The 21021-nt window shown below is 67.3% G+C and carries 22 protein-coding genes; 4 read left to right on the top strand and 18 right to left on the bottom strand.

Annotated elements, in window-relative coordinates:
* Positions 1-32: 32 nt before the first annotated feature.
* Entirely contained in the window at positions 33-1043 is a 1011-nt protein-coding gene (locus UC32_RS07335; protein WP_045730584.1) for a 3'-5' exonuclease, read from the bottom strand.
* Positions 1044-1151: 108 nt separating this feature from the next.
* Between UC32_RS07335 and UC32_RS07330 the strand changes: the two genes are divergently transcribed.
* Positions 1152-1931 carry a DedA family protein gene (locus UC32_RS07330; protein ID WP_045730665.1) on the top strand — a complete coding sequence of 260 codons (780 nt, stop codon included), beginning with the start codon at positions 1152-1154 and terminating at the stop codon, positions 1929-1931.
* A gap of 95 nt (positions 1932-2026) precedes the next feature.
* Here the strand turns inward: UC32_RS07330 and rdgB are convergent, their stop codons facing one another.
* The 6 genes from rdgB to clpS all read right to left on the bottom strand — a co-directional run bounded on the left by rdgB (position 2027) and on the right by clpS (position 6366).
* Entirely contained in the window at positions 2027-2680 is a 654-nt protein-coding gene (gene rdgB, locus UC32_RS07325; protein ID WP_045730583.1) for an RdgB/HAM1 family non-canonical purine NTP pyrophosphatase, read from the bottom strand.
* Positions 2677-3435 (bottom strand): ribonuclease PH, encoded by a 759-nt coding sequence (gene rph / locus UC32_RS07320; RefSeq protein ID WP_045730582.1) that lies wholly within the window; start codon positions 3433-3435, stop codon positions 2677-2679. The genes rdgB and rph overlap by 4 nt, the downstream gene beginning before the upstream one ends.
* Positions 3436-3498: 63 nt before the next feature.
* A complete protein-coding gene (locus UC32_RS07315; protein ID WP_045730581.1) occupies positions 3499-4296 on the bottom strand; it encodes an MBL fold metallo-hydrolase in 798 nt (265 codons plus the stop codon).
* On the bottom strand, positions 4293-5339 hold the full coding sequence (murI, locus tag UC32_RS07310; RefSeq protein ID WP_412178017.1) for a glutamate racemase: 1047 nt from the start codon (positions 5337-5339) through the stop codon (positions 4293-4295). The genes UC32_RS07315 and murI overlap by 4 nt, the downstream gene beginning before the upstream one ends.
* 105 nt (positions 5340-5444) lie before the next feature.
* A complete protein-coding gene (locus UC32_RS07305; RefSeq protein WP_045730579.1) occupies positions 5445-6011 on the bottom strand; it encodes a DUF2017 domain-containing protein in 567 nt (188 codons plus the stop codon).
* A complete protein-coding gene (gene clpS, locus UC32_RS07300; protein ID WP_045730578.1) occupies positions 6004-6366 on the bottom strand; it encodes an ATP-dependent Clp protease adapter ClpS in 363 nt (120 codons plus the stop codon). Before clpS ends, UC32_RS07305 begins: the two co-directional genes overlap by 8 nt.
* A 38-nt stretch (positions 6367-6404) precedes the next feature.
* On the opposite strand from clpS, the gene UC32_RS07295 reads away from it, so the two are divergent.
* Positions 6405-7733, top strand: a complete 1329-nt coding sequence (locus UC32_RS07295) for a nicotinate phosphoribosyltransferase (RefSeq protein ID WP_045730664.1) — start codon at positions 6405-6407, stop codon at positions 7731-7733.
* 9 nt (positions 7734-7742) lie between these two features.
* Positions 7743-8366 carry an isochorismatase family protein gene (locus tag UC32_RS07290; RefSeq protein WP_045730577.1) on the top strand — a complete coding sequence of 208 codons (624 nt, stop codon included), beginning with the start codon at positions 7743-7745 and terminating at the stop codon, positions 8364-8366.
* Positions 8367-8427: 61 nt separating this feature from the next.
* Here UC32_RS07290 and UC32_RS07285 read toward each other — a convergent pair whose 3' ends face one another.
* The 9 genes from UC32_RS07285 to UC32_RS07245 form a co-directional block, all read right to left on the bottom strand.
* The gene (locus UC32_RS07285) at positions 8428-10209 is read right to left on the bottom strand and encodes a DEAD/DEAH box helicase (RefSeq protein WP_045730576.1); all 1782 of its coding nucleotides are present in this window, start codon (positions 10207-10209) and stop codon (positions 8428-8430) included.
* Positions 10209-10550 carry a DUF3039 domain-containing protein gene (locus tag UC32_RS07280; RefSeq protein WP_045730575.1) on the bottom strand — a complete coding sequence of 114 codons (342 nt, stop codon included), beginning with the start codon at positions 10548-10550 and terminating at the stop codon, positions 10209-10211. The genes UC32_RS07285 and UC32_RS07280 overlap by 1 nt, the downstream gene beginning before the upstream one ends.
* A gap of 131 nt (positions 10551-10681) precedes the next feature.
* Positions 10682-11461, bottom strand: a complete 780-nt coding sequence (gene nagB, locus UC32_RS07275) for a glucosamine-6-phosphate deaminase (protein WP_045730574.1) — start codon at positions 11459-11461, stop codon at positions 10682-10684.
* A 28-nt stretch (positions 11462-11489) separates the two neighbouring features.
* Positions 11490-13061 carry a hypothetical protein gene (locus tag UC32_RS07270; RefSeq protein WP_045730573.1) on the bottom strand — a complete coding sequence of 524 codons (1572 nt, stop codon included), beginning with the start codon at positions 13059-13061 and terminating at the stop codon, positions 11490-11492.
* Positions 13043-13861 carry an ABC transporter ATP-binding protein gene (locus tag UC32_RS07265; RefSeq protein WP_045730572.1) on the bottom strand — a complete coding sequence of 273 codons (819 nt, stop codon included), beginning with the start codon at positions 13859-13861 and terminating at the stop codon, positions 13043-13045. Before UC32_RS07265 ends, UC32_RS07270 begins: the two co-directional genes overlap by 19 nt.
* An 88-nt stretch (positions 13862-13949) precedes the next feature.
* Complete coding sequence (locus UC32_RS20940; RefSeq protein WP_235423617.1) at positions 13950-14291, bottom strand: DUF3253 domain-containing protein; 342 nt, start codon at positions 14289-14291, stop codon at positions 13950-13952.
* 10 nt (positions 14292-14301) lie between these two features.
* Positions 14302-15399, bottom strand: coding sequence for an NADH:flavin oxidoreductase/NADH oxidase (locus UC32_RS07255; RefSeq protein WP_045730571.1), 1098 nt, complete (start codon positions 15397-15399; stop codon positions 14302-14304).
* Positions 15399-16403, bottom strand: coding sequence for a tetratricopeptide repeat protein (locus UC32_RS07250; protein ID WP_045730570.1), 1005 nt, complete (start codon positions 16401-16403; stop codon positions 15399-15401). Before UC32_RS07250 ends, UC32_RS07255 begins: the two co-directional genes overlap by 1 nt.
* A 69-nt stretch (positions 16404-16472) precedes the next feature.
* Positions 16473-18176 (bottom strand): hypothetical protein, encoded by a 1704-nt coding sequence (locus tag UC32_RS07245; protein WP_045730569.1) that lies wholly within the window; start codon positions 18174-18176, stop codon positions 16473-16475.
* Between the two features lie 202 nt (positions 18177-18378).
* On the opposite strand from UC32_RS07245, the gene UC32_RS07240 reads away from it, so the two are divergent.
* Positions 18379-19689, top strand: coding sequence for an AI-2E family transporter (locus UC32_RS07240; protein ID WP_045730568.1), 1311 nt, complete (start codon positions 18379-18381; stop codon positions 19687-19689).
* A gap of 36 nt (positions 19690-19725) precedes the next feature.
* Here UC32_RS07240 and UC32_RS07235 read toward each other — a convergent pair whose 3' ends face one another.
* Positions 19726-20526, bottom strand: coding sequence for an alpha/beta hydrolase (locus UC32_RS07235; protein ID WP_045730567.1), 801 nt, complete (start codon positions 20524-20526; stop codon positions 19726-19728).
* 71 nt (positions 20527-20597) lie between these two features.
* Positions 20598-20951: a hypothetical protein gene (locus UC32_RS07230; protein ID WP_015937510.1), complete on the bottom strand. Its 354-nt coding sequence runs from the start codon at positions 20949-20951 to the stop codon at positions 20598-20600.
* Positions 20952-21021 lie beyond the last annotated feature (70 nt).

Below are 21021 nucleotides of genomic sequence, written 5' to 3'. Positions count from 1 at the left end.
GTCTGGCTTGGGCCGCCTGGTTACCCGGGCGGTTACGCGGTGGCCGCGCCGGCCATGCTCCCCACCATCTGCAGGAATTCCCCTTCGGACAGCACCTCAATGGCCTGCCCGCGGTCGTGGAGCTCCAGCACCCTGCGGGCCTTGCCCGTCAGCCGCCCGGAACGGAGATCCGCGGCCACGAATCCGTCACCGACCACCAGGACGGTGGTCCTGCCGGTCACCCGGCTTTCCGTCCGGGCACCGGCCTCGGCGGAGCGGACTTTCGCCTCCGGCCGCCCGATGGACAGCTGACCGGTGAACACGACGGTCTGCCCGTAGAGGGGATGGCCGGGCTCCGCGTCCGGGTTGGGCTCCGGGTTGGGGCCTTCGTCCGGCCAGCCGGACTGGAAAGGCCGCACCAGCGCGGCGCCGTTCCCGGATCCGCCGGCAAGGGCGGTCAGGCTTTGCTTGGACAACTGGTCCACGGCTGGATCAAAAGCGTGCTGCCGGGGCATCACCAGTCCCAGTGACAGGTAGAGCTCGGCCAGGCTGTTGGCTCCGTTCCGGCGGGCGATGTCGATCAGGATTCCGGCGCAGGCCCGGGCGTCCTCAGCGGCGTCGTGGTGCCGGAGCAGCGGGACTCCGGCCTCCTCTGCCGCGAACGGCAGGGAGTTGGACACCAGGGAGTAGCACCGGCGGGACAGCATCACGGTACAGACGTAGTCGTAGGCGGGGCCGGGAAGTCCGGAGACTTCCAGGGCCGAGCGGATTACGCCGAGGTCGAAGGCGGCATTGTGGGCTGCCAGGACGTCGTCGCCAATAAAGGCCCCGATTTCAGGAAACAGGTCACCGAAGCGGGACCGGCCCGCGACGTCCGCGGCGGTGATGCCGTGGATCCGGACGTTGTGGTAGTCAAAGTGGTCGTGTCCGGCCGGTGGCCGCATCAGCCACGCTGCTTCCTCTACCACCTTGCCGCCGCGGACTTTCGTTAGGCCAACTGCGCAGGGAGAGCCCCTGAAGCCGTTCGCCGTTTCAAAGTCAATCGCCGTAAAGTCCAAACCCACGCCAGCAACCTTACCGCCGGAAGGCGTCCGGACCCGACAGGCTGCCGGCCCGTCCGGACCGCCCGGCGCAGGCCCGTCAAGTACCCTTGAAGGGTGAACTTTCCCCTGATGAACGACCTTGCTGTGTCCATGCTGGGCGGTGCAGGACCGGTCCAGCCGCAGCTGGCTTCCTTCCTCCCCGACTGGCTGAACCCCCAGATCTTCCTGGCCGATCCTGCCCTGGCGCCATGGGTGGTCCTGCTGGTGTGCGGCATCGTCTTCGCGGAGACCGGCCTGCTGGTGGGCTTCTTCCTCCCCGGCGATTCCATGCTGTTCACCGCCGGCCTGCTGGTTGCAACGGACACCATCAAGTTCAACATTTGGCTGCTTGCCCTGTTGATTGTGATTTCAGCCATCATTGGAAACCAAACCGGCTACTTCATCGGGTCCAAGGCCGGCCCTGCCATCTTCAACAAGCCAAATTCCCGCCTGTTCAAGCGCGAAAACGTGGAGAACGCGCACGCGTTCTTCGAAAAGCACGGCGGCAAGGCGCTGATCCTTGCCCGCTTCGTCCCCATCATCCGGACCTTCGTGCCGGTCATCGTGGGCGTGGCCCAGATGGATAAGAAGAAGTTTCTCCTCTACAACGTCATCGGCGCCCTGCTGTGGGGCGGCGGCGTGACGCTGCTCGGCTTCCTCCTCGGCGACAAGGTCCCGTGGGTGCGTGACAACCTGGACATCATCTTCATCGTCATCGTGCTCGTTTCGGTGCTGCCCATCGGCATCGAGGTCCTGCGGGGCATGTCCGCCAAGCGCCAGGCCCAGGCCTACGGTACCGACGCCGTTGACGAGTTCATTGAAGAACACACTCCGGAGGACGAGCACAAGACTCCCCGCCACCCTAAGTAGCCGGATGGCGAAAGGCGCGGTCCCCTCCATGGGGACCGCGCCTTTTTCGTCCGCATTTCCGGGACCGTTCCGGTCAGTGCAGCGTCTGTCCGGGGTCAGGCGGACTGCGATTCCAGTGCCGCCACGATGGCGGGCAGCAGCGCACGGAAGGCCTTGCCGCGGTGGCTGATGGCGTTCTTCTCCTCCGCGGACAACTCGGCGCAGCTGCGCTCCTCGCCGGCCGGCTGCAGGATGGGGTCGTAGCCGAACCCACCTTCCCCGCGGGGTTCGCGCAGCAGGACGCCTTCGAGCTGCCCGTACTCCACCACCTCGCGTGTGTCCGCCCCCTCCGCTCCCGGGACGGCCAGGGCCGCTGCGCAGACGAACGCAGCACCGCGGTGCTGGTCCGGCACGTCGGAGAGCTGGCCCAGGAGGAGATTGAGGTTGGCTTCGTCGTCGCCGTGCCTGCCGGACCACCGCGCGGAAAAGATGCCCGGCGCACCGCCCATGACGTCGACGGCGAGGCCCGAGTCGTCGGCGATGGCCACGAGGCCGGTGGCGGCCACCACCGCACGGGCCTTCAGCAGCGAGTTTTCGGCGAAGGTGACGCCCGTTTCGACGACGTCCGGCGCACCTGCCGCGGCTGCATCGACTACCTGGGTATCGACGTCGAGCCCCGGTACCTGCCCGCGCAGGAGCTCGCGCAGCTCCCGCAGCTTGCCCTTGTTGTGTGTGGCGAGGACCAGCCGCGGGGTGGCCGCACCACTCACAGGGTGTCCGCCAGCGTCTCGCGCTGGATGGCCGCGAGCTGGGTTGTGCCCAGCAGGGCCAGGTCCAGGAGCTGGTTCAACTCGTCACGGTCGAAGGGTGCGCCCTCGGCGGTGCCCTGGACCTCCACGAATTTGCCGGACCCGGTGACCACGACGTTCATGTCCGTCTCGGCCCGGACGTCCTCCACGTAAGGAAGGTCGAGCATGGGAACGCCGTCAATGATGCCCACGGACACGGCAGCGATGGTGTCGATCAGGGGCTGGGCGTTCCGCGCGATCAGCTTGTTGTCGCGGGCGAAGCGGATGGCATCGGCAAGGGCCACGTAGGCGCCGGTGATTGCCGCGGTCCGGGTTCCACCGTCGGCCTGCAGCACGTCGCAGTCCAGCACGATGGTGTTCTCGCCCAGGGCCTTGGTGTCGATGATCGAGCGCAGGGACCGGCCGATCAGCCGGGAGATCTCATGGGTACGGCCGCCGATCTTGCCCTTGACGGACTCGCGGTCCGATCGGGTGTTCGTTGCCCGGGGCAGCATGGCGTACTCGGCGGTGACCCAGCCACGGCCCTCGCCCTTAAGCCAGCGGGGAACGCCGGCGGTGAGGGAAGCGGTGCACAGGACCCTGGTGTTGCCGAACTCGATCAGCGCCGAGCCTTCAGCCTGGTTGGACCATCCGCGGGTGATGCTGATGGGCCGGAGCTGGTCGGGGGCGCGGCCGTCGGCGCGCACAATGGGCACTGCAGTTGCTTCAGAAGTCATGCCTTTAGCTTATCGAGTGCCACGGGCCTGGTCCGCCCGGCAGCCGGGCATGGCCGGCTGCCGCTAGATGGTGTAGTGCACTCCGGCCACGGCCACGGCCACGTCGCCGGGAAAAACCGGGCGCGCTTCAGCCATGACGGTGGTCTGCGAGGTCCAGACCGGGATGTGGGTCAGCAGCAGCCTGCGGGCGTTCGCAGCCGCTGCTGCTTCGCCGGCGCGTTTGCCGGTGAGGTGGACGTCCTTGATTCCGTCGTCGCGGCCTTCCTCGAAGGCAGCCTCACACAGGAACAGGTCGGCGTTTCTCGCTGCCTCTTCCAGCCCGGGGCATGAGTCAGTGTCCCCGGAGTAGGTGAGGGTCCGTGCCACCGGGTTGCCGTCCTTGTCCGGTTCCACCACCTCCACCCGGAGGGCGTACGCCTCCTCCACTGGATGGTTCACGGCGTACGGCGTCACCGTGAAGGGGCCGACCGTAACGGGCTGGCGTTCGATCCAGTTGGTGAAGTCGAATTCCTCGTGCATCCCGGGGTCCAGGTCCAGGCCGTACGCGGTGGCCATCCTGTCAGCGGTGGCGGCCGGCCCCCAGACGGGGATGCGGCCCCGGTCCCAACCGCCGGGCTTCCAGCGGACGGCGACGTGCAGTCCGCACAGGTCCATGCAGTGGTCCGGGTGCAGGTGGGTGAGGAAGATCGCGTCGATGTCCTCAAGGTCCGTGTAGCGCTGGATGGCGCCGAGGGCACCGCTGCCGAGGTCCATGACCACCTTCCAGGTCCGCTCCCCGTCGGTAGCCGTCAGGAGGTAGCAGGACGCCGGAGATCCGGGGCCCGGAAACGAGCCGGTGCAGCCGACGATGGTGAGCTTCACAGGCCGGACCCCCCGGCGCTGCCGGCATCGGCCAGGCTGCCGCCGCCAGTGCCACGGTCCACGAAGTTGGATATCCGGGGCCGGGTCCGCGCGCTTTGGGCGGCGGCGATCATTTCCGGGGTGATGCGGGCAAGGCTTCCCGTGGGGTACTGCGCCGCAACGTGGTCAACGTGGCGGACGGACAGCACCTCGGGTCCGAGGAACCGCCTGGCCAGGGTTTCGAACTGCGCGGCGTCGCCGGTGGCCACGAAATGGTGCTCCGGCGGGGTGGCCGCCGTGCGCTGCAGGTTGTTGGTTGCCAGGGCCCGGTAGACGTCCTTGGCCGTTTCCTCCGCGCTGGAAACCAGGGTGACGTCCGCCCCCATGACATAGGAGATGACGCCGGTCAGCAGCGGGTAGTGCGTACAGCCCAGCACCACGGTGTCAACGCCCGAGGCCTTGAGGGGTGCCAGGTACTCCTCGGCCACCGCCAGCAGCTCCGGCCCGGTGGTGATGCCGGCTTCCACGTAACTGACGAACTCCGGGCAGGCCACGGACGTGATGTGCAGGTCAGGGGCGGCGGCAAAGGTGTCCTCGTAGGCCCGGGAACCGACTGTGGCCGAGGTGCCAATCACGCCCACGCGTCCCGAACGGGTGGCCGCTACGGCACGCCGGACTGCCGGCTGGATGACTTCAATGACGGGGATGCCGTATTTGGCTGTGTACCGCTCGCGGGCGTCCCGGAGCACCGCGGCCGACGCCGAGTTGCAGGCTATGGTGAGCAGCTTGACGCCGGAGTCCACCAGTTCGTCCATGACACCCAGGGCATTGGCGCGGACTTCGGCGATGGGCAGCGGCCCGTAGGGCCCGTGCGCCGTATCCCCCACGTACAGGATGGACTCGTTGGGCAGCTGGTCGATGATGGAGCGGGCCACCGTCAGGCCGCCTACGCCGGAATCGAAAACGCCGATGGGCCGGGCCTCCAGCGCCGCTGCGGGAAGGTCGCTGGCTGCGGACGCCTGTGCAGCGACCGCTGACGGCTCCTTGCTCGAGGCTGTTGTCATGATTATTCGAGGATAGGTCTTCCCTGGAGCCTCAGCCATGATGTTGTGGCCTGGAACTCGTGTCTGTTGTGTCACAGGCCCGGCTGCTGGCGCGGCGGCGGCAGCTCAACGGCGGCTTTCCATGGACTGCAGCATGGCCTGCACCAGGGACTCCTGCAGCCAGGTGGTGAAGTTGTAGACCAGCGCCAGGTAGCTTTCCACGTCTTCGGCCTGGGACCAGTCCTGCATCAGGTGGACGTGCTCGGCATCCTGTTCGTCCCGGATGTCCAGCCGTTCGGCCAGTACCAGGCGGACGTCGTTCAGCGCGGCGGACCAGTGCTTCGCGCCCTCGGCGGTCAGCACGATCTCGTCCTTGTCCAAGTCCAGGGCAGCGGCCCGCAGCGCGCCGATCTTCGTTTCCCGCAGCGAGCGCTCGGTGAGCTGCCGGAATTCCAGCGAGGCGGCGCCGTCGTCCTTGACCACGTTCGGCAGCAACCGCCTGACCGCACGGTCGGTGGGCTCAACCACGTCCATGTCCAGTCCGATGAGTGCCGCCAGCGGGTCCTGGCCCTCGCGTTCCTCCGGCTGCAGCATGGAGATGACATCGGCGATCAGGCTCCGCAGGAGTTCGCGCTCGGTTGGTTCCAGGAAACCGGTGATGCCTTTGAGTCCGTACTTGAATGCCTTAGCCACGCTTCCCCTTGCCCCGGCCGGAGTTGCCGGACGTGCCGCTTGCCTTTTCCACCGTGGCCCACAGCCCGAAGCCGTGCATGGCCACCGCGTGGCGCTCCACCTGTTCCTTGCTGCCGTGCGTCACGATGGACCGGCCCTTCTTGTGGACCTCCATCATGAGCTTGTTTGCCTTGGCCTCCGAATACCCGAAATAGCTCTGGAAGACATAGCTGACGTAGCTCATGAGGTTGACGGGATCGTTCCAGATCACCAGGTTCCAGGGGATGTCCGGGGCGGCCAGGGTGTCTGTGGACTCCGCTGTTCCGGTCCGGGTGCCCTCCTGCGTGTCAGGGCCGGGCGCAACGCTTATGGTCATCTGTCCATTCTATGGGGCTCACGGATAGAGTGATTTTCGTGAGTACCTCTGCCGGCTGGGAACATCCCCGCACGTCCTTCTATACAGACCACTACGAGCTGACCATGCTGCAGGCTTCGCTCCATTCCGGCGCGGCCCACCGCAAATCGGTGTTCGAGGCTTTTGCCCGGCGGCTTCCGGATGGCCGCAGGTACGGCATCGTGGCAGGCACCGGCAGGCTGCTGGAGGGCATCGCCAACTTCCGCTTCGGTGAGGCCGAGCTGGATTTCCTGGCCCGAACCAACGTGGTGGATGACACCACGCTGGAGTACCTGGCCTCCTATCGGTTCTCCGGTGACATCTGGGGCTATGCGGAGGGCGAAGCCTACTTCCCCAACTCCCCCATCCTGATCGTCGAGGGCACCTTCGCGGAAGCCTGCATGCTGGAGACGTACATCCTGTCCGTCCTCAACCATGACAGCGCCATCGCTTCCGCAGCCTCGCGCATGGTCAGTGCCGCCGGCGGCCGTCCCTGCATTGAGATGGGGTCGCGGCGCACCCACGAGGAAGCGGCTGCGTCGGCCGCGCGTGCCGCCGTGATCGCCGGCTTCGGCAGCACCTCCAACCTTGAGGCGGGCATCCGGTACGGCATCAGGACGGTGGGCACCGCCGCGCACTCCTTCACACTGCTGCATGACACCGAACGCGAAGCCTTCGAAGCACAGATCGCTTCCCTCGGCGAGGGCACCTCCCTCCTTGTGGACACGTACGACGTCGAACAGGCCGTCCGCACGGCCGTGGACATTGCGGGTCCCCGGCTGGGTGCAGTGCGGCTGGATTCGGGCGACCTTGTGGCCCAGGCCCAGTGGGTCCGGCGGCTCCTGGACGACCTCGGCAACGAAGACACCAAGATCATGGTGACGTCCGATCTCGACGAGTACGCCATCGCCGCCCTGCAGTCCGCTCCGGTGGACGCCTACGGCGTGGGCACCTCCCTGGTCACCGGCTCCGGAGCTCCAACCGCCAGCATGGTCTACAAGCTTGTCAGCCGCACGGGGGACGACGGCGAGTATGTCTCCGTGGCCAAGGCTGCCAAGAACAAGGCCAGCGTGGGCGGGCGCAAATATGCGCTGCGCAAGCTGGACAGCCGTGGAACGGCAACGGCGGAGGTGGTGGGCGTGGGCCATCGCCCTGAAGACGACGGGAACGACCGCGTCCTGCTGCAGCAGTTCATGAAGAACGGCGAGCTCCTGCCCGGCTGGACCGGGCACGATGGAGTGGTCCGGGCGGCCCGGCGGCACACCGATTCGATGGCCGAACTGCCGCCGGTGGTCAACCGGCTGCAGCGCGGCGAAGCAGCGATCCCCACCATCTACGAAGACAACTGAGGAGGACTGATGTCACGCGCACTGATTATTGTCGACGTCCAGAACGACTTCTGCGAGGGTGGTTCACTTGCAGTTGACGGCGGCGCTGCCGTGGCAGGCGCCATCAGCGAATACGTCGATGCCCACCACAACGAATTCGACCATATTGTCGCCACCCAGGACTGGCACATCGATCCAGGCAGCCACTTCTCTGACAACCCTGATTTCAAGGACAGCTGGCCGGCGCACTGCGTTGCGGGTACCCGCGGCGCGGAGCTCCATCCGGACCTGGACACCGAATACATCGAGGCGTATTTCCGGAAGGGCCAGTATGCTGCCGCGTACTCGGGCTTCGAGGGACTGCTGGCGCCCGAGGACGCCGTCCCCACCGGGGAACGGCAGGCCGGGTCAAATGCGGACGCCCTGGAGGAGGACGGGGACGCCGTTGGCCTCGACGACTGGCTGCAAAGCCATGACGTTGAAGATGTTGTGGTGGTGGGGCTCGCCACCGACTACTGCGTGCGGGCCACGTCCCTCGACGCCGTCCAGGCGGGGTACTCGGTCACCGTGGTCCGATCCCTGACGGCAGGCATTGCCGAGGACCTGGAAGAGACCGTGGCGGAGATGGAACTCGGCGGCGTGGACGTCGCCTGAGAGCCAGGAGAAACATAAATGGCCGGGCCTTCGGGCCCGGCCATTCCTGTCCGCCCGTCTGCTACTTGCGGCCCACGAACCAGTCCTGAAGCTTCCGCAGCCGGGCCTGCAGCTGCTCCTCGTTGGCCTGGGCCACCGCGGGGCCGCCGCAGACGGTGCGCAGCTTCGTGTGCACCATGCCGTGCGGAGTTCCGGTCCGGGCTGCCCATGCAGCCACGTTTTTCGCCAGCTCGTTCCGCAGGTCCATCAGCATCCTGTGGTCCGGGACGGCGGGAATAACTGTTTCCGTCGCTGCCGGCCCCTTCCGGTTCCTCCGGTTCAGCTGCTCGTGCTGGCGCTGCCGCAGCAGCGTGCCCACCTGCTCTGCGTCCAGGAGTCCGGGGATGCCCAGGAAGTCCATCTCGTCGTCGGACCCCACCTCGCCGCCGGTGCCGAACTCGCTACCGTCGAACAGGACCCTGTCGAAGGACGCCTGCGAGTCCAGTGCCTCAAACTTGCCTTTGGTGAGGCTGTCGGAGGCTTTGTCCTCCCGGTTGGCCTCGGCCATCAGCGAGTCCTCGGGGTTGAACAGGCCGTCACCGTCTTCTTTCTCCGGCCGGTCCAGGGCGTGGTCCCGCTCCATTTCCATGGAGTTGGCCAGCGCCATCAGCGTGGGGACGGACGGCAGGAACACCGAGGCAGTTTCGCCGCGCTTGCGGGCACGCACGAAGCGCCCCACAGCCTGGGCAAAGAACAGCGGCGTGGACGTGGATGTGGCGTACACACCTACGGAAAGCCGCGGGACGTCGACGCCTTCGGACACCATCCGGACAGCCACCATCCACCGCTTTTCACTCGCGGTGAACTCCTCGATCTTGCTTGAGGCCTTGGCGTCGTCGGAGAGGATCACCGTGGGCGACTCCCCCGTGATCCGCTTCAGCTGGCCGGCATAGGCCCGCGCGTCCTCGTGGTCCGTGGCGATCACCAGGCCTCCGGCGTCGGGCACCGTGCGGCGCACCTCACTCAGCCGCCTGTCCGCACCCGCCAGGACGGCCGGGATCCACTCGCCGGCCGGGTTCAGTGCGGTCCGCCAGGCGTGAGAGGTGATGTCTTTCGTGACGGCAGCCTCTCCCAGCGAGGCAGCCATTTCCTCGCCGGCACTGGTACGCCAGCGCATCTGGCCCGAATACGCCATGAACATCACGGGACGGACCACATGGTCGCGCAGGGCGTTGCCGTAGCCATAGGTGTAATCGGCTTTGGAGCGCCGGATGCCGTCGCGGTCCTCGGCGTACTCCACGAACGGAATGGGCGAGGTGTCCGAACGGAACGGTGTTCCGGTCAGGGACAGCCGGCGGATCGCGGGGTCGAACGCCTCCCGCAGCCCGTCGCCCCAGGACAGGGCCTCGCCACCGTGGTGGATCTCATCCAGGATCACCAGGGTGCGGGCGGCCTCGGTCTTGGCGCGGTGCAGCATCGGTTTGCTTGCCACCTGGGCGTAGGTGACGGCAACACCGATGAATCCGCGGCCATGCTGGCCATCCGAGTTCTTGAAGTTGGGATCGATCGCGATGCCCACCTTGGCGGCGGCATCAGCCCACTGCCGTTTGAGGTGGTCGGTGGGCGCCACAATGGTTACGCGGTTTACCGCACCGGAATCGATGAGCGTTGAGGCGATGCGCAGGGCGAACGTGGTCTTACCGGCGCCAGGCGTTGCTACCGCAAGGAAATCGCGGGGGCTTTTGGCCACGTAAAGGTCAAGAGCTTCCTGCTGCCAGGCACGGAGTTTCGGGGCGGTTCCCCAGGCTGCGCGTTCCGGATAAGCCGGGGGCAGGGTGGGGCCGCCAAAGAGCGTCTCCGTCACTACTTGTTGCTGCCTGAGTCCCCTCCGGGACCCTTGCCGCCGTCATTGCCCGGGCGAAGGCCCTCGTAGACCTCTTTGCACGTGGGGCACACAGGGAACTTCTTCGGATCCCGGCCCGGGGTCCAGACCTTGCCGCACAGCGCGATGACGGGCTCACCGCTCAGCGCCGACTCCATGATCTTTTCCTTGCGGACGTAGTGCGAAAAGCGCTCCCGGTCCCCCGGTTCGACCTCCTCGCGCAGTTCCTCGCGCTCAATGGTGGCCGTGGACGTTCCAGCCCCGGAAAGCTCGCGCATCGGGTCGTTTTCGAGAGGGTCCGTCATGCTAGTCATGCCAACCATCTTAGCCTTTCCGGCAGGGCTCCGTCCGACGGCGGTGCGGCGCCCCGGGGTGCCCGTTCCGGCCCCGGACGCACTCCGGCGATGCCCGCCGTCGTGCGTGTCCGGGACGCCCCCGCGTGCCGGAGGTGCCGCTAAAGGCCCTGCCAGGAGGGCTTGTTGTCATAGGTGTGCCGGTAGAAATCGGCGAGTTTCAGGGCCGATGCGGCGGCCTCGTCCACCAGGACGGTGGCGTGCGGGTGGAACTGCAGGACCGACGCCGGGCAGATCGCGGCGACGGGGCCCTCCACGAAGTCGCGGACAGCCTGTGCCTTCTGCGCCCCGGTTGCGATCAGGATCACGTGCCGGGCGTCCATGATGGTGCCCAGGCCCTGCGTGATCACATGGTGCGGAACATCGGCCAGGCTGGTAAAGAACCGCGCGTTGTCTTTGCGGGTCTGTTCGATCAGGCTTTTGATCCGGGTGCGCGAGGCGAAGGAGGACCCGGGCTCATTGAATCCGATGTGACCGTCGGTGCCAACGCCCAGCAGTTGCAGGTCCACGCCCCCGGCAGCGGCGATGGCGGCCTCATAGGCATCGCAGGCTGCCGGGATGTCCGCGGCGGAGCCGTCCGGCGAATGGACGTTGGCGGGGTCGATGTTGATGCGGTCGGTGAACTCGCGGCGGATGACGTTCCGGTACTGCTCCGGATGCCCATCCGGAAGTCCCACATATTCATCCAGGGCGAAGCCTGACGCCCGGCTGAAATCCAGCCCTGCGGCGTGGCGCCCGGCCAGTTCCTCGTAAACGGGCAGCGGCGAGGACCCCGTGGCCAGCCCCAGTACGGCGTCCGGTTTACGCAGCAACAGCTTTTCGATGGCGTCAGCCGCCAGCTTCCCGATGGGACGGCTGCCGCCAAGGATTACAACTTCCACGCCAGGTCCGTCCTTCGGGGTTGGTGGATCAACGGTTCACGGTGAGCTGGGCCAGCATTTCCGGTCCGCGGGCTTCGAGCCAGCGGCCGCCAACCCTGACGCCCACCACAAAAAGTACCAGCCCCAGGGCCAGGCCTACGCCAAGGTTCAGCCACCCGAAAAACGGATTGCCCGTGACGCCCTGCACGATGAGGAGGGCAGCCTCCGGAATGACCAGGAGTGCCAGGACGCCCATGCCGCCGAACTGCACCAGCATGGTCTGGCCAACATTGCCCGGTGGCTTCTTGAACGGGCTGTCGCCCGGCAGTGGAACGGCGATGTTGTACCGGGCCGACACCACCGATGACAGGCCCAGCCCGCTGAGCAGCATGCCCAGCGACAGGCCCAGGATGCCCGGCAACCACTCCCATGACCCGGTGAAGGCAAACGGCACCACCGTGAAGGCCAGCACCACCGGAACGGAGAGGATCAGGCACGCCAGTGCCCGGCCCAGGCGGTCGGCGGTTCCCCGGACGCCGGTGGCCAGATGGAGGGCGAAGGCGGTGTTGTCATAGGAAATGTCGGCAGAAATGGACCAGGCCATGAGGAAGGCCGTGAGCGGCCCGAGCACGGAAAGGACACCCAGGCTGTCGCCCTGGCTGGCCTGGAAGAACAGCACCACGGCCAGCAGCGGAATGACAATGAGCGATCCGCCGTAGCGGGGATCCCGCAGCCAGTACGTGAGCGAACGGGCCGTCACGGCTCCGGTGGGCGTTGGCGGCAGCAGGGCGAACATCCCCAGCTTTCCACCCTTCCGGCTTCCACCGCCTGCGTAAGGCGGGTTCACCAGAGCACGCTCCAGGAGCACTTTCCAGCACCAGGTAAGGCCCGCCAGGGTTGCGGCGGCAATGAGCACCTTCAGGCCGGCGGCGCCGGGTTGCCCGGCGTCAACGTCTCCGCCCAGGGACCAGGCCGCACCCAGCGGTGTCCAGGCAAGGGCACGGGCGAAGTCCGGCAGGAACGCCGCGGAAGCGCTGATCCCTTGCGCCACGCCTGCCACGATGGGCCCCAGCAGGATCAGCGGAATCATGAAGACCACGCCGCTGATGTCCTTGAAGCGCCGGGACGAAGCGAGGCTGGCGGTGGCGGTGGTCACCACCTTGGACAGGATGATGCAGGTCAGGATGCCCAGGACGGCTCCCACCAGTGCCGCGCCGGCAGGAAGGATACCCCGTGACCACGTGGCCACGGTGGCCAGACCCACCAGGGCAGTGGCCACTCCCGGGATACCGATCAGGCCGCCCAGCGCGAGCCCGGCCAGCAACTGCCGCATGGGGACAGCGAACGTTGTGAACCGCAGCGGGTCCAGGGTCATGTCCGCAGACGATGCTGCCACCGGGATGAGTCCCCATCCCAGAATGGCCATGGATCCGCCCAGGACCACGGCGGTCTGTGCAATCTCGTGGCTTTCGCGGCCCAGCATGATCAGCGCGACCACCAGCGCCGCCACGATTCCCACGGCATAGAGGGCACCAAAGGCGATGCCCACGATCTGCCAGGGGCTGCGCTTGAGTCCGTTGCGCAGCAGTGTCAGCTTGAGCCTTAGGAGGTGCGCAACCATTCCAGCCCTTCCGTGTGGCTCCGGCCGCCCACCAGCTGGACGAACCGGTCTTCCAGGGAGGCGCCGGCGCGGACTTCGTCAACAGTTCCGGCGGCCAGCAGCCGGCCGCCGGCCACCACTGCCACGTGGTCGCACATGCGCTGCACCAGGTCCATCACGTGGCTCGAGACAATTACGGTTCCGCCCGAGGCGACATAACTGTCCAGGATGGAGCGGATGTTCGACGCCGAGACAGGGTCCACGGCTTCAAAGGGTTCATCAAGCACCAGGAGCCGCGGGGCGTGGATCAGCGCCGAGGCAAGGGCAATTTTCTTGGTCATGCCGGCGGAGTAGTCCACCACCAGGGTGCCGGCATCCTGGGCCAGGTCCATGGCAGCGAGCAGCTCACCCACCCGGGAAGCCACCACCTCGCGGTCCATGCCGCGCAGCAGTCCGGCGTAGGTGATGAGTTGTTCTCCGGTGAGGCGGTCGAAGAGCCGGACGCCGTCGGGGAGGATGCCCATCAGCCTTTTGGCCTCCAAGGGATTCGTCCATACGTCCACTCCGTGCACCAGGGCAGTCCCGAAGTCCGGACGGAGAAGCCCCGTCGCCATCGACAGGGTGGTGGTCTTGCCGGCGCCGTTGGGACCCACAATGCCGTAGAAGGAGCCGGCCGGAACATCCAGGCTGATCCCGTCCACGGCGATCTTGGTGCCGAAACGCTTGGCCAGCCCCCGGATGGACAGGGCCGGAACGGCCGCGCCAGGAGGTGGGCCGGCAGGGGTGGGGGGAAGCGCCGGGTGCGGTTGCGGAGCAGTCATGAAGCCAGACTAGCCCGCAGGTGCCGCCCCTGGGGTCCTCCCGGAGGAGTAGCGACAAAGGCGTACGACGGCGTTCGCGGGCGGGTGCCTAGCGGGCCTTGCGGATGCGGATGGGTCCCTTCGCTGTGGCCGGATCCACCACGGAACCGCCCTGGGTGACCTCGACGTCGCCGGCGTCAACCAGCCGGCGGGCTGCTTGGCGGACCGGCTCCATCAGACCCCGCCAGTGCTCGCCGCCCACTGCGCGGGCGGCATCGGAGGGGCAAATGGTGGAAGTTGCTGCCCGGGCGGCCAGCAACTTCAGGATGGCAGCCTCGAGGTCCTGGCCTGTGGGCCCGGAAGAGGAAGGGCCGGAGGCGGACTTGCCGGAAGGGGCGGCGCCGGCAGGTGCTGCACCATCGGATGGCTTCGGCCCGGACTGCCCGTTCACGGCGTGCCGTTCAGAACGAGCGCCGCGGAATGGCGCGCTCGTACTGCGGAACCCAGGGCAGGTCATGGCCCAGTTCGAAGGCCGCCCGGAGCCACCAGTGGGGGTCGCGGAGCGCTGCCCTGGCAATCAGCACGGCATCCGCCTGGCCGGTGGCCACAGCGTGCTCGGCCTGCCCTGCAGAGGTCAGCAGGCCCACGGTGCCGGTGGGCACTCCGGCTTCCTCCCGGATGGCGGCGGCGAATCCGGTCTGGTAGCCCGGGCCCACGGTGATTGCCTGGTGAGCCACCGCTCCCCCGCTGGAAACGTCGATCAGGTCCACGCCGCGATCCGCGGCCTGCCGCGCCAGGCGGACAGACTCCGGCAGCCCGATGCCGCCCGGCGCCCAGTCGCTGGCGGAAATCCTCAGCAGGAGCGGCATCGAATCCGGGATGGCGGCCCGGACGGCTTCGATGACGGCGAGCATCAGGCGGTTCCGGCCTTCCTCGTCGCCGCCCCATTCGTCGGTGCGCGTGTTGCTCAAGGGGCTTTGGAACTGGTGCAGCAGGTAGCCGTGGGCGCCGTGGATCTCCACAGTGTCGAAGCCGGCGTCCACCGCCCGGACCGCAGCAGCGGCGAAGTCCGCAATCACTGCCTGAATCTGGTCCCCGGTCATGGCCGCCGGAGTGTCGTACCCCTCGAAGGCGAGTGCAGACGGGCCCACCGTGGTCCAGCCGCCCTCGGCTTCGGGCACCGTCCCGCGCCGGCCGGAAAACGGCCAGAACGTGGAGGCCTTCCGGCCGGCGTGGGCCAACTGGACGCCAATCCTGGTCCCGCCGGTGCCGTGCTGGTGCACGAAGGAGGTAATCCGCCGCCAGGCCCGCACCTGATCGTCGTTCCAGATCCCGGCGTCGCGCGGGCTGATGCGGCCTTCCGGGTTCACGGCTGCAGCCTCGGTGAGGATCAGCGCGGCCCCGCCGGCGGCAAAGGAGCCCAAATGCATGAGGTGCCAGTCGTTGGGAACGCCCGGGGCGGCGTCGGGGTCGCAGCTGTACTGGCACATGGGCGATACCCAGCCCCGGTGCGGCAGTTCCAGTGACCTCAGTTTCAGCGGCTCGAAGAGCGCCGGCACTAGAAGAGCACCCTCGCCAGTGCCTGCCGCACCTTCGCCACCCGTTCGTCCGAGGCCCCTACGACGTCGAACAGCTCCAGGAGCCGCACCCGTGCGGTCTCGCGCTCCGGGCCGAAGTTCCGGCCGATGAAGGCCACCACGCGGTTCAGCCCATCCTCAACGTGGCCCCCGGCAACATCCAGGTCCGCGACGCCCAGCTGCGCTTCGATGTTGTCGGGCTCATTGGCCGCCAGCGCCCGGATGGCTTCGCCGTCCTGGGCAGACACCACCTGCAGCCTGGCCATCAGCTCCACCTGCGCCAGGCCGGCCTTGGCCTCGTGATCGGACGGCATCTCGTTCAGGGCCTGGCGGTAGGAGGCAGCCGCTGATTCGTAGTCGCCCGCTTCGATGGCGTCGTAGGCAGCCTGGTGCAGCGGCGGCAAGGGCGCTTCCTCCGGTTCGGCTCCGTCCCCGGCGTTCAGGCTCCCGGTCACGCCGTTGGCGGCCGCAACCTTCAGCAGCTCGTCGAAAAGGCTGCGCACCTGCTCTTCCTCGGCGTGGCCCTGGAAGAGGGGAACCGGCTGTCCCTTCAGGACGGCCACCGCCGTGGGCACGGCCTGGACCTGGAAAGCCTGGGCAAGTTGCGGGAACGCTTCGATGTCCGCGGCGCCCAGGACCAGCCGGCCGCCGTAGCCGGCCACCACGCGGTCCAGGACCTCAAGGGCCGCTCCGGATTCCGGCGAGTACGGAGCCCACAGGGCAAAGACCACGGGCACCTGCGCGGAGAGCTCCACGAGCTGCTGGAAGTTCTGCTCCGTCACATCGACCCGCAGCTCGGGGCCACTTCCCTGGCTGCCTGTCCCACCGGCTGCCGTTGTGCCCGCGGGGGCATCCTGCGACGGCGGGGGCGCCGACGGCGACGGAGCGGCGGGGCGTTGCTTCAGGCTGGAAAGATCGACGGCGCCGCGCAGGTTAAGCAGGTTGGCAGCGGCCGGAGGGACTGGACGGGAAGCTGGCGAACTCATGCTTCCCACTCTAGCCACTGCGGCCGCTGCCGGTGGTACTGCGGTAATGGGACTACTTGAAGCGGGCGGTCACTTGAAGCTGGCTCCCACGAGCCCGCGGGTTGCTGCCACAAGCTTCATGGGATCGGAGGACCCTGCCGGCGGGACGTAGACCGCCACCGATTCTGCGAAGCTCAGGACCATGCCCGTCGTGGTTTCCTTGCCTCCGGCCAGGGCTGCAGCGTCGTCACCGATGGAGAGCTTGTCCCCTGCGGCCTTCGGGGTTCCTTCGAAGCCGAAGTTGATGCGGCCCAGTACCAGTGCGCCGCCATCTTCGGTGCGGAACACCACGGTACCTTCGGGTGCCACCTTGTGGGTGAAGGAGAAGTTCCCGTTTTCGCCGGCCTTGACCACCTCGGCCTGGTAGGACAGGGTGTCGGCAATGTACGGCGAAGACTCGCCTTCCACGATCTTGTCCTTGAAAGCCGAATCGGCCTTGCTGAGCCGGTCGGCCAGGCCCGACAGGGCCTCTTCTCCCGTGTACAGCAGGCCGGTCTTGTCTTTCGCTTCCACGGTTTCGGTGCCGTTTCGGCTGATGGTGGGGAAAGTGGTGCCCGGCTGGAGCGGGGTGGTCTCCATGAGCTTGTAGTTTTCCCGCGGGGACTTCTGGACGAGGGTCAGCAGCTGGGGAACCACATTGCCGTCGCCCTGGGAAACGGCGAGGACCGAGCGCGGCCATCCGCGGTCCGTGGTGACCGCCGTCGTCAGGAGCTTGGTGGAACGGACCGGCATGCGGGGCTCATACGAGCCCACCTGCGAGCGGATCTTGTAATTCGAGGTACGGACTTCCAGTTCCGTACCGCCCACCCGGTCAGCCAGCTTGGCAGCATCCTTGGCGGCGTCACCGGCGTCGGCTGCACTGGACACCTGTTCCAGGATGCGTCGGAACTGCACGTCCAGCAGGACGGGGGCGGCATTTCCACCCTGTGCAGCCGGCGCGGAGGCCGAGCCTGAGGGCGCCGGTGCGGGAGATGTGGCGGCGGTGGCGGCAGTTCCCGTGCCGGCCAGTACCGCAGCTGCCACGCCGGCGGCTGCCATGGTGACCCGGGAAGAGGTGCGGGCCTGCTTGCGGGCGCGGGCACGCTGGGCAAATCCGCTGCCCTCGCCGTTCCCGTCACCGTCACGCCGGCGGGCCGAGAGCACCGCCAAGACAATCCCGCCAAGGATGAGCAGTGCGCCGAGGACCATCAGCGGGATGGCCCAGGGGGTGGCGGTGTCGTTGGGGAAAGTCATCGAGACTGTCGCGGGAGCAGCCTTGGTTCCATCAGCGGCCAGCAGCAACGTCCAGTCGCCGTCTGCCGGAGGCGTCCAGGAGTATTCGAGCTCGCCGCTGGCATTCTCCGTGGTGACCCACAAGTCGGATCCTGCAGGGTTGGGTGCCGCGGCTTCGCCGTCGGTGTGTTCAACCTGCAAGGATTTGCCGTCCTCTGACGTTCCCGTGATGGTGTTGTGGGCAGCGGTCCCCACCCATGCCTCGACATCGTCGGGACGGCCCGCGGCAAGCATGAAATTGCCGTCACCCTGGACATCGATCTTGACGGTTCCGCCGTGGAGGGTCCGCAGCTTCTGGTCGAAGACGGTCAGCGGGGCGGCCGTGGCATCAGCCGGCGCGGACGCCGTAAAGGTCTCGGAAGGGGCCCAGATGGTCTTCTGGCCGATACCGGCCAAAAGTGTCAGGAGGCCGAGCAGCACAAGTGCGGCTGCAGTCTTTAAACGCAAGGGAACACCTATCATCAGCGGGGTTTAGCTTCAATAGTAACCATTTTGTTACCACGAGCCCCAGTTCAGGCCCGCATGAACGCGTTCTCCCGCAGCGTGCGGTGCGCCGCCGCGGGGCTCCTCCCCCGGTGTTGACAAGCCTGCTGATAGTGTTTGCGATGATCATCACACCGGCCCGCCAAGGCGGTGCCATGCACGGAACAGGCGCCAAAAACCAGTGACTGACAAGACGGACGGGTCCTCCCGGCCAGCAGGCGATCCAAGGGACGTTGGGCCGTCACCCACGGTCCCCCAGGCTTCTGGAAGTGCCCGCCGGAAAGGTGCCGCGGCAGCAGCCGTGGGCTTCCTCGCCCGCCGCCTCCGGCAACCTCTTCCCGGCGCGCAGCCCCGGCTCCGCTTCGAGATGCCACCGGAATACTCGCAGCAGGACCAGACCACCGAGGACCCCGACGGTGTGGCGCGTCCCCAGTTCGGCGCGCCCGGGCCACGGATGTCACCCCAGCATCCGCTGTACATGGGCTTCATGGGGACGGTAGGCGTCGGTGTGGCGCTGCTGGTCTACTGGATCGGATCCCACACCACCCAGTTGCTCCTCTGGATTGTTGCCGCGCTCTTCATCGCGCTGGGCCTGGAACCTGTGGTGAAGTGGCTCGAGAACCGGAAGGTTCCCCGGCCGGCCGGAATCCTGTTGTCGGTCTCGGTGCTGATCGCCGCCGTCGTGGGCTTCTTTGCGACCCTGATCCCCACGATCGTCCAGCAGGTCACAGAGATCGTGCAGCAGGCCCCTACGTGGGTTCGGGACTTCATGAACTCGGACCTTTTCCGCACCCTTGACGACCAGTTCGGCGTCCGCGACCGCATCGCCGAAGAATTGAACAAGTTCGTCAACGACCCCAACGCCGTGGGCGGCATCGCCGGCGGCGTGGTGGGGTTCGGCTCCACCGTGGCCAATGGCCTGTTCGGTGCCCTGATTGTCCTGGTGCTCAGCCTCTACTTCCTCGCCGCCCTGCCGGCGATGAAGAAATGGGGTTACCGGCTGGCCCCGCGTTCCCGCCGGCACAGGGTGGAGGCGTTGTCGGAGGCCATCACCAAGTCCGTGGGCAACTACGTCATTGGCCAGGCCTGCGTTGCCTTGCTCAATGCCACCTTCGCCTTCATCGTAATGTCGATTGTGGGCATTCCCTTCGCCCTGCTGCTTGCGTTCGTGGTGGCTTTGCTTGCCTTCATTCCGCTGGTGGGTGCCATGATCGCCGGTGTTGTGGTGGTTCTCATTGCCCTGACCGTTGGCTGGCAGACGGCCGCCATCTACGCCATCTGCTACTTTGCCTACCTCCAGTTCGAGGCCTACTTCATCTCGCCGCGGATCATGCAGAAGGCCGTGGCCGTTCCCGGTGCCGTCGCGGTCATATCCGTGATCGCCGGCGGCAGCCTGCTGGGGGTCCTGGGCGCCCTCATCGCGATTCCCACCGCGGCTGCCATCCTGCTGCTGATCAAGGAGATCTACATCGTCAGGCAGGACCAGCACTAGCCCCGCAACCGCGGGGATGCCCGCTTCAGGGACGGGTCAGGAGGCGGCAGTCGCCGTGGGCCCGTCCCACTCCGTCGGCAGCGCAGCGGCGTTCCCGTTTGTTGCGGACACCCGCCCCACGATCTCGTTCAGGACCCGCGCGGCGTACTTCTCGCCCACCCACAGATGCTTTGCGCCGTCCACGCCCAACACGCGCGCCTGGGGAACCAGGCTGAAGCGGGCGGCCGCCTCGGCGGGCTGGAGGAAGTCGTCGTGCTCAGGCACCAGGACCGTGAGCGGTTTGCCCGATTCGGCCCACAGCTGCAGGTGTTTGTCCGTGGCCCGGTGCAGCGGCGGAGACAGCAGCACGGCACCCTCCACCTGCGAAGCGACAGGTTCGGTGGCACCGTACATCAGGGCCAGTTCCGTGCCGAAGGACCAGCCCACCAGCCACCGGTTGGGCAGCCCGCGGTCGACGGCGAAACGGACCGCCGCTTCCACGTCGTGGCGTTCACCGACGCCTTCCTCAAACGCACCTGTGCTGGTCCCCCGTGGCGAGCCGGTGCCGCGGGTGTTGAAACGCAGCACGGCGATGCCGGCCAGCGCCGGCAGCCGGTAGGACGCCTTGCGGTAGACGTGCGAGTCCATGAAGCCGCCGTGTGTGGGAAGCGGGTGCAGCGTGATCAGCGTGGCCCGGACCTCGCCGGATTCCGGCAGGGCCAACTCGCCCACCAGCGTGTGCCCGTCCGCTGTCTGCAGCTCGACGTTTTCACGCCGGGCCGGCAGCACCGTGGAGGCACGGATGGGAACGGGGCCAGCGGCCTGGGTGAATTCGTACGACGCCGGATCAAAAGTCATGCCTGCCAGCTTAGCGACAGCGGGCGGCCTCCCGGGCCCTGGCTCCCCCGCGCCAGCGGTTCAGTGCCGCGTCAGCGGTACCGGTAGCTGCGTGAATTCCAGCAGTTCGTGTGCCAGTGGCGGCGTTCGGCGAGGCCGGCGGCGGCACCGAACAGATGGTCGTCCTTCCAGACCACCAGGTGCGCCACTCCGGGCAGCACGGCGGTGGAACATTCGGGGCAGATGTAGGTCTTTGCCGCGTTCCGCGCGGTCATGCTGCGGACCATCCATTCCCCGTCCGGGGCGCTCTCCCGTCGGGCGATGCCCGCCCGTGCCCGTTCGAGGTCCAGCTCGGGAACGTCACCGTTCCCCTTTTTTCCGGTTCCCCGCCCGGTTGCCGCAGGTTTCCCGGACACGGGACGGCGGGGACGGTTGGAGCGCGGCATGTATCCATTCTGCCCCAGCGGAAAGGGGCACCACTGCAGCCTCTCCGCGGCCGGGTGATGCACTGCCGCA

The organism is Pseudarthrobacter chlorophenolicus (assembly GCF_000962805.1).
GTDB lineage: Bacteria > Actinomycetota > Actinomycetes > Actinomycetales > Micrococcaceae > Arthrobacter > Arthrobacter chlorophenolicus_A.
Note: the sequence above shows the minus strand (reverse complement) of the source record. Positions and strands in the feature narration are given on the sequence as shown.

Bases quoted from the DNA above. Each gene is read 5' to 3' on its own strand.
- UC32_RS07330 (WP_045730665.1), top strand. From the start codon at position 1,152: ATGAACGACCTTGCTGTGTCCATGCTGGGCGGTGCAGGACCGGTCCAG.
- rph (WP_045730582.1), bottom strand. From the start codon at position 3,435: ATGACTTCTGAAGCAACTGCAGTGCCCATTGTGCGCGCCGACGGCCGC.
- murI (WP_412178017.1), bottom strand. From the start codon at position 5,339: ATGACAACAGCCTCGAGCAAGGAGCCGTCAGCGGTCGCTGCACAGGCG.
- clpS (WP_045730578.1), bottom strand. From the start codon at position 6,366: ATGACCATAAGCGTTGCGCCCGGCCCTGACACGCAGGAGGGCACCCGG.
- UC32_RS07290 (WP_045730577.1), top strand. From the start codon at position 7,743: ATGTCACGCGCACTGATTATTGTCGACGTCCAGAACGACTTCTGCGAG.
- UC32_RS07280 (WP_045730575.1), bottom strand. From the start codon at position 10,550: ATGGTTGGCATGACTAGCATGACGGACCCTCTCGAAAACGACCCGATG.
- UC32_RS07270 (WP_045730573.1), bottom strand. From the start codon at position 13,061: ATGGTTGCGCACCTCCTAAGGCTCAAGCTGACACTGCTGCGCAACGGA.
- UC32_RS07265 (WP_045730572.1), bottom strand. From the start codon at position 13,861: ATGACTGCTCCGCAACCGCACCCGGCGCTTCCCCCCACCCCTGCCGGC.
- UC32_RS07250 (WP_045730570.1), bottom strand. From the start codon at position 16,403: ATGAGTTCGCCAGCTTCCCGTCCAGTCCCTCCGGCCGCTGCCAACCTG.
- UC32_RS07245 (WP_045730569.1), bottom strand. From the start codon at position 18,176: ATGATAGGTGTTCCCTTGCGTTTAAAGACTGCAGCCGCACTTGTGCTG.
- UC32_RS07235 (WP_045730567.1), bottom strand. From the start codon at position 20,526: ATGACTTTTGATCCGGCGTCGTACGAATTCACCCAGGCCGCTGGCCCC.
- UC32_RS07230 (WP_015937510.1), bottom strand. From the start codon at position 20,951: ATGCCGCGCTCCAACCGTCCCCGCCGTCCCGTGTCCGGGAAACCTGCG.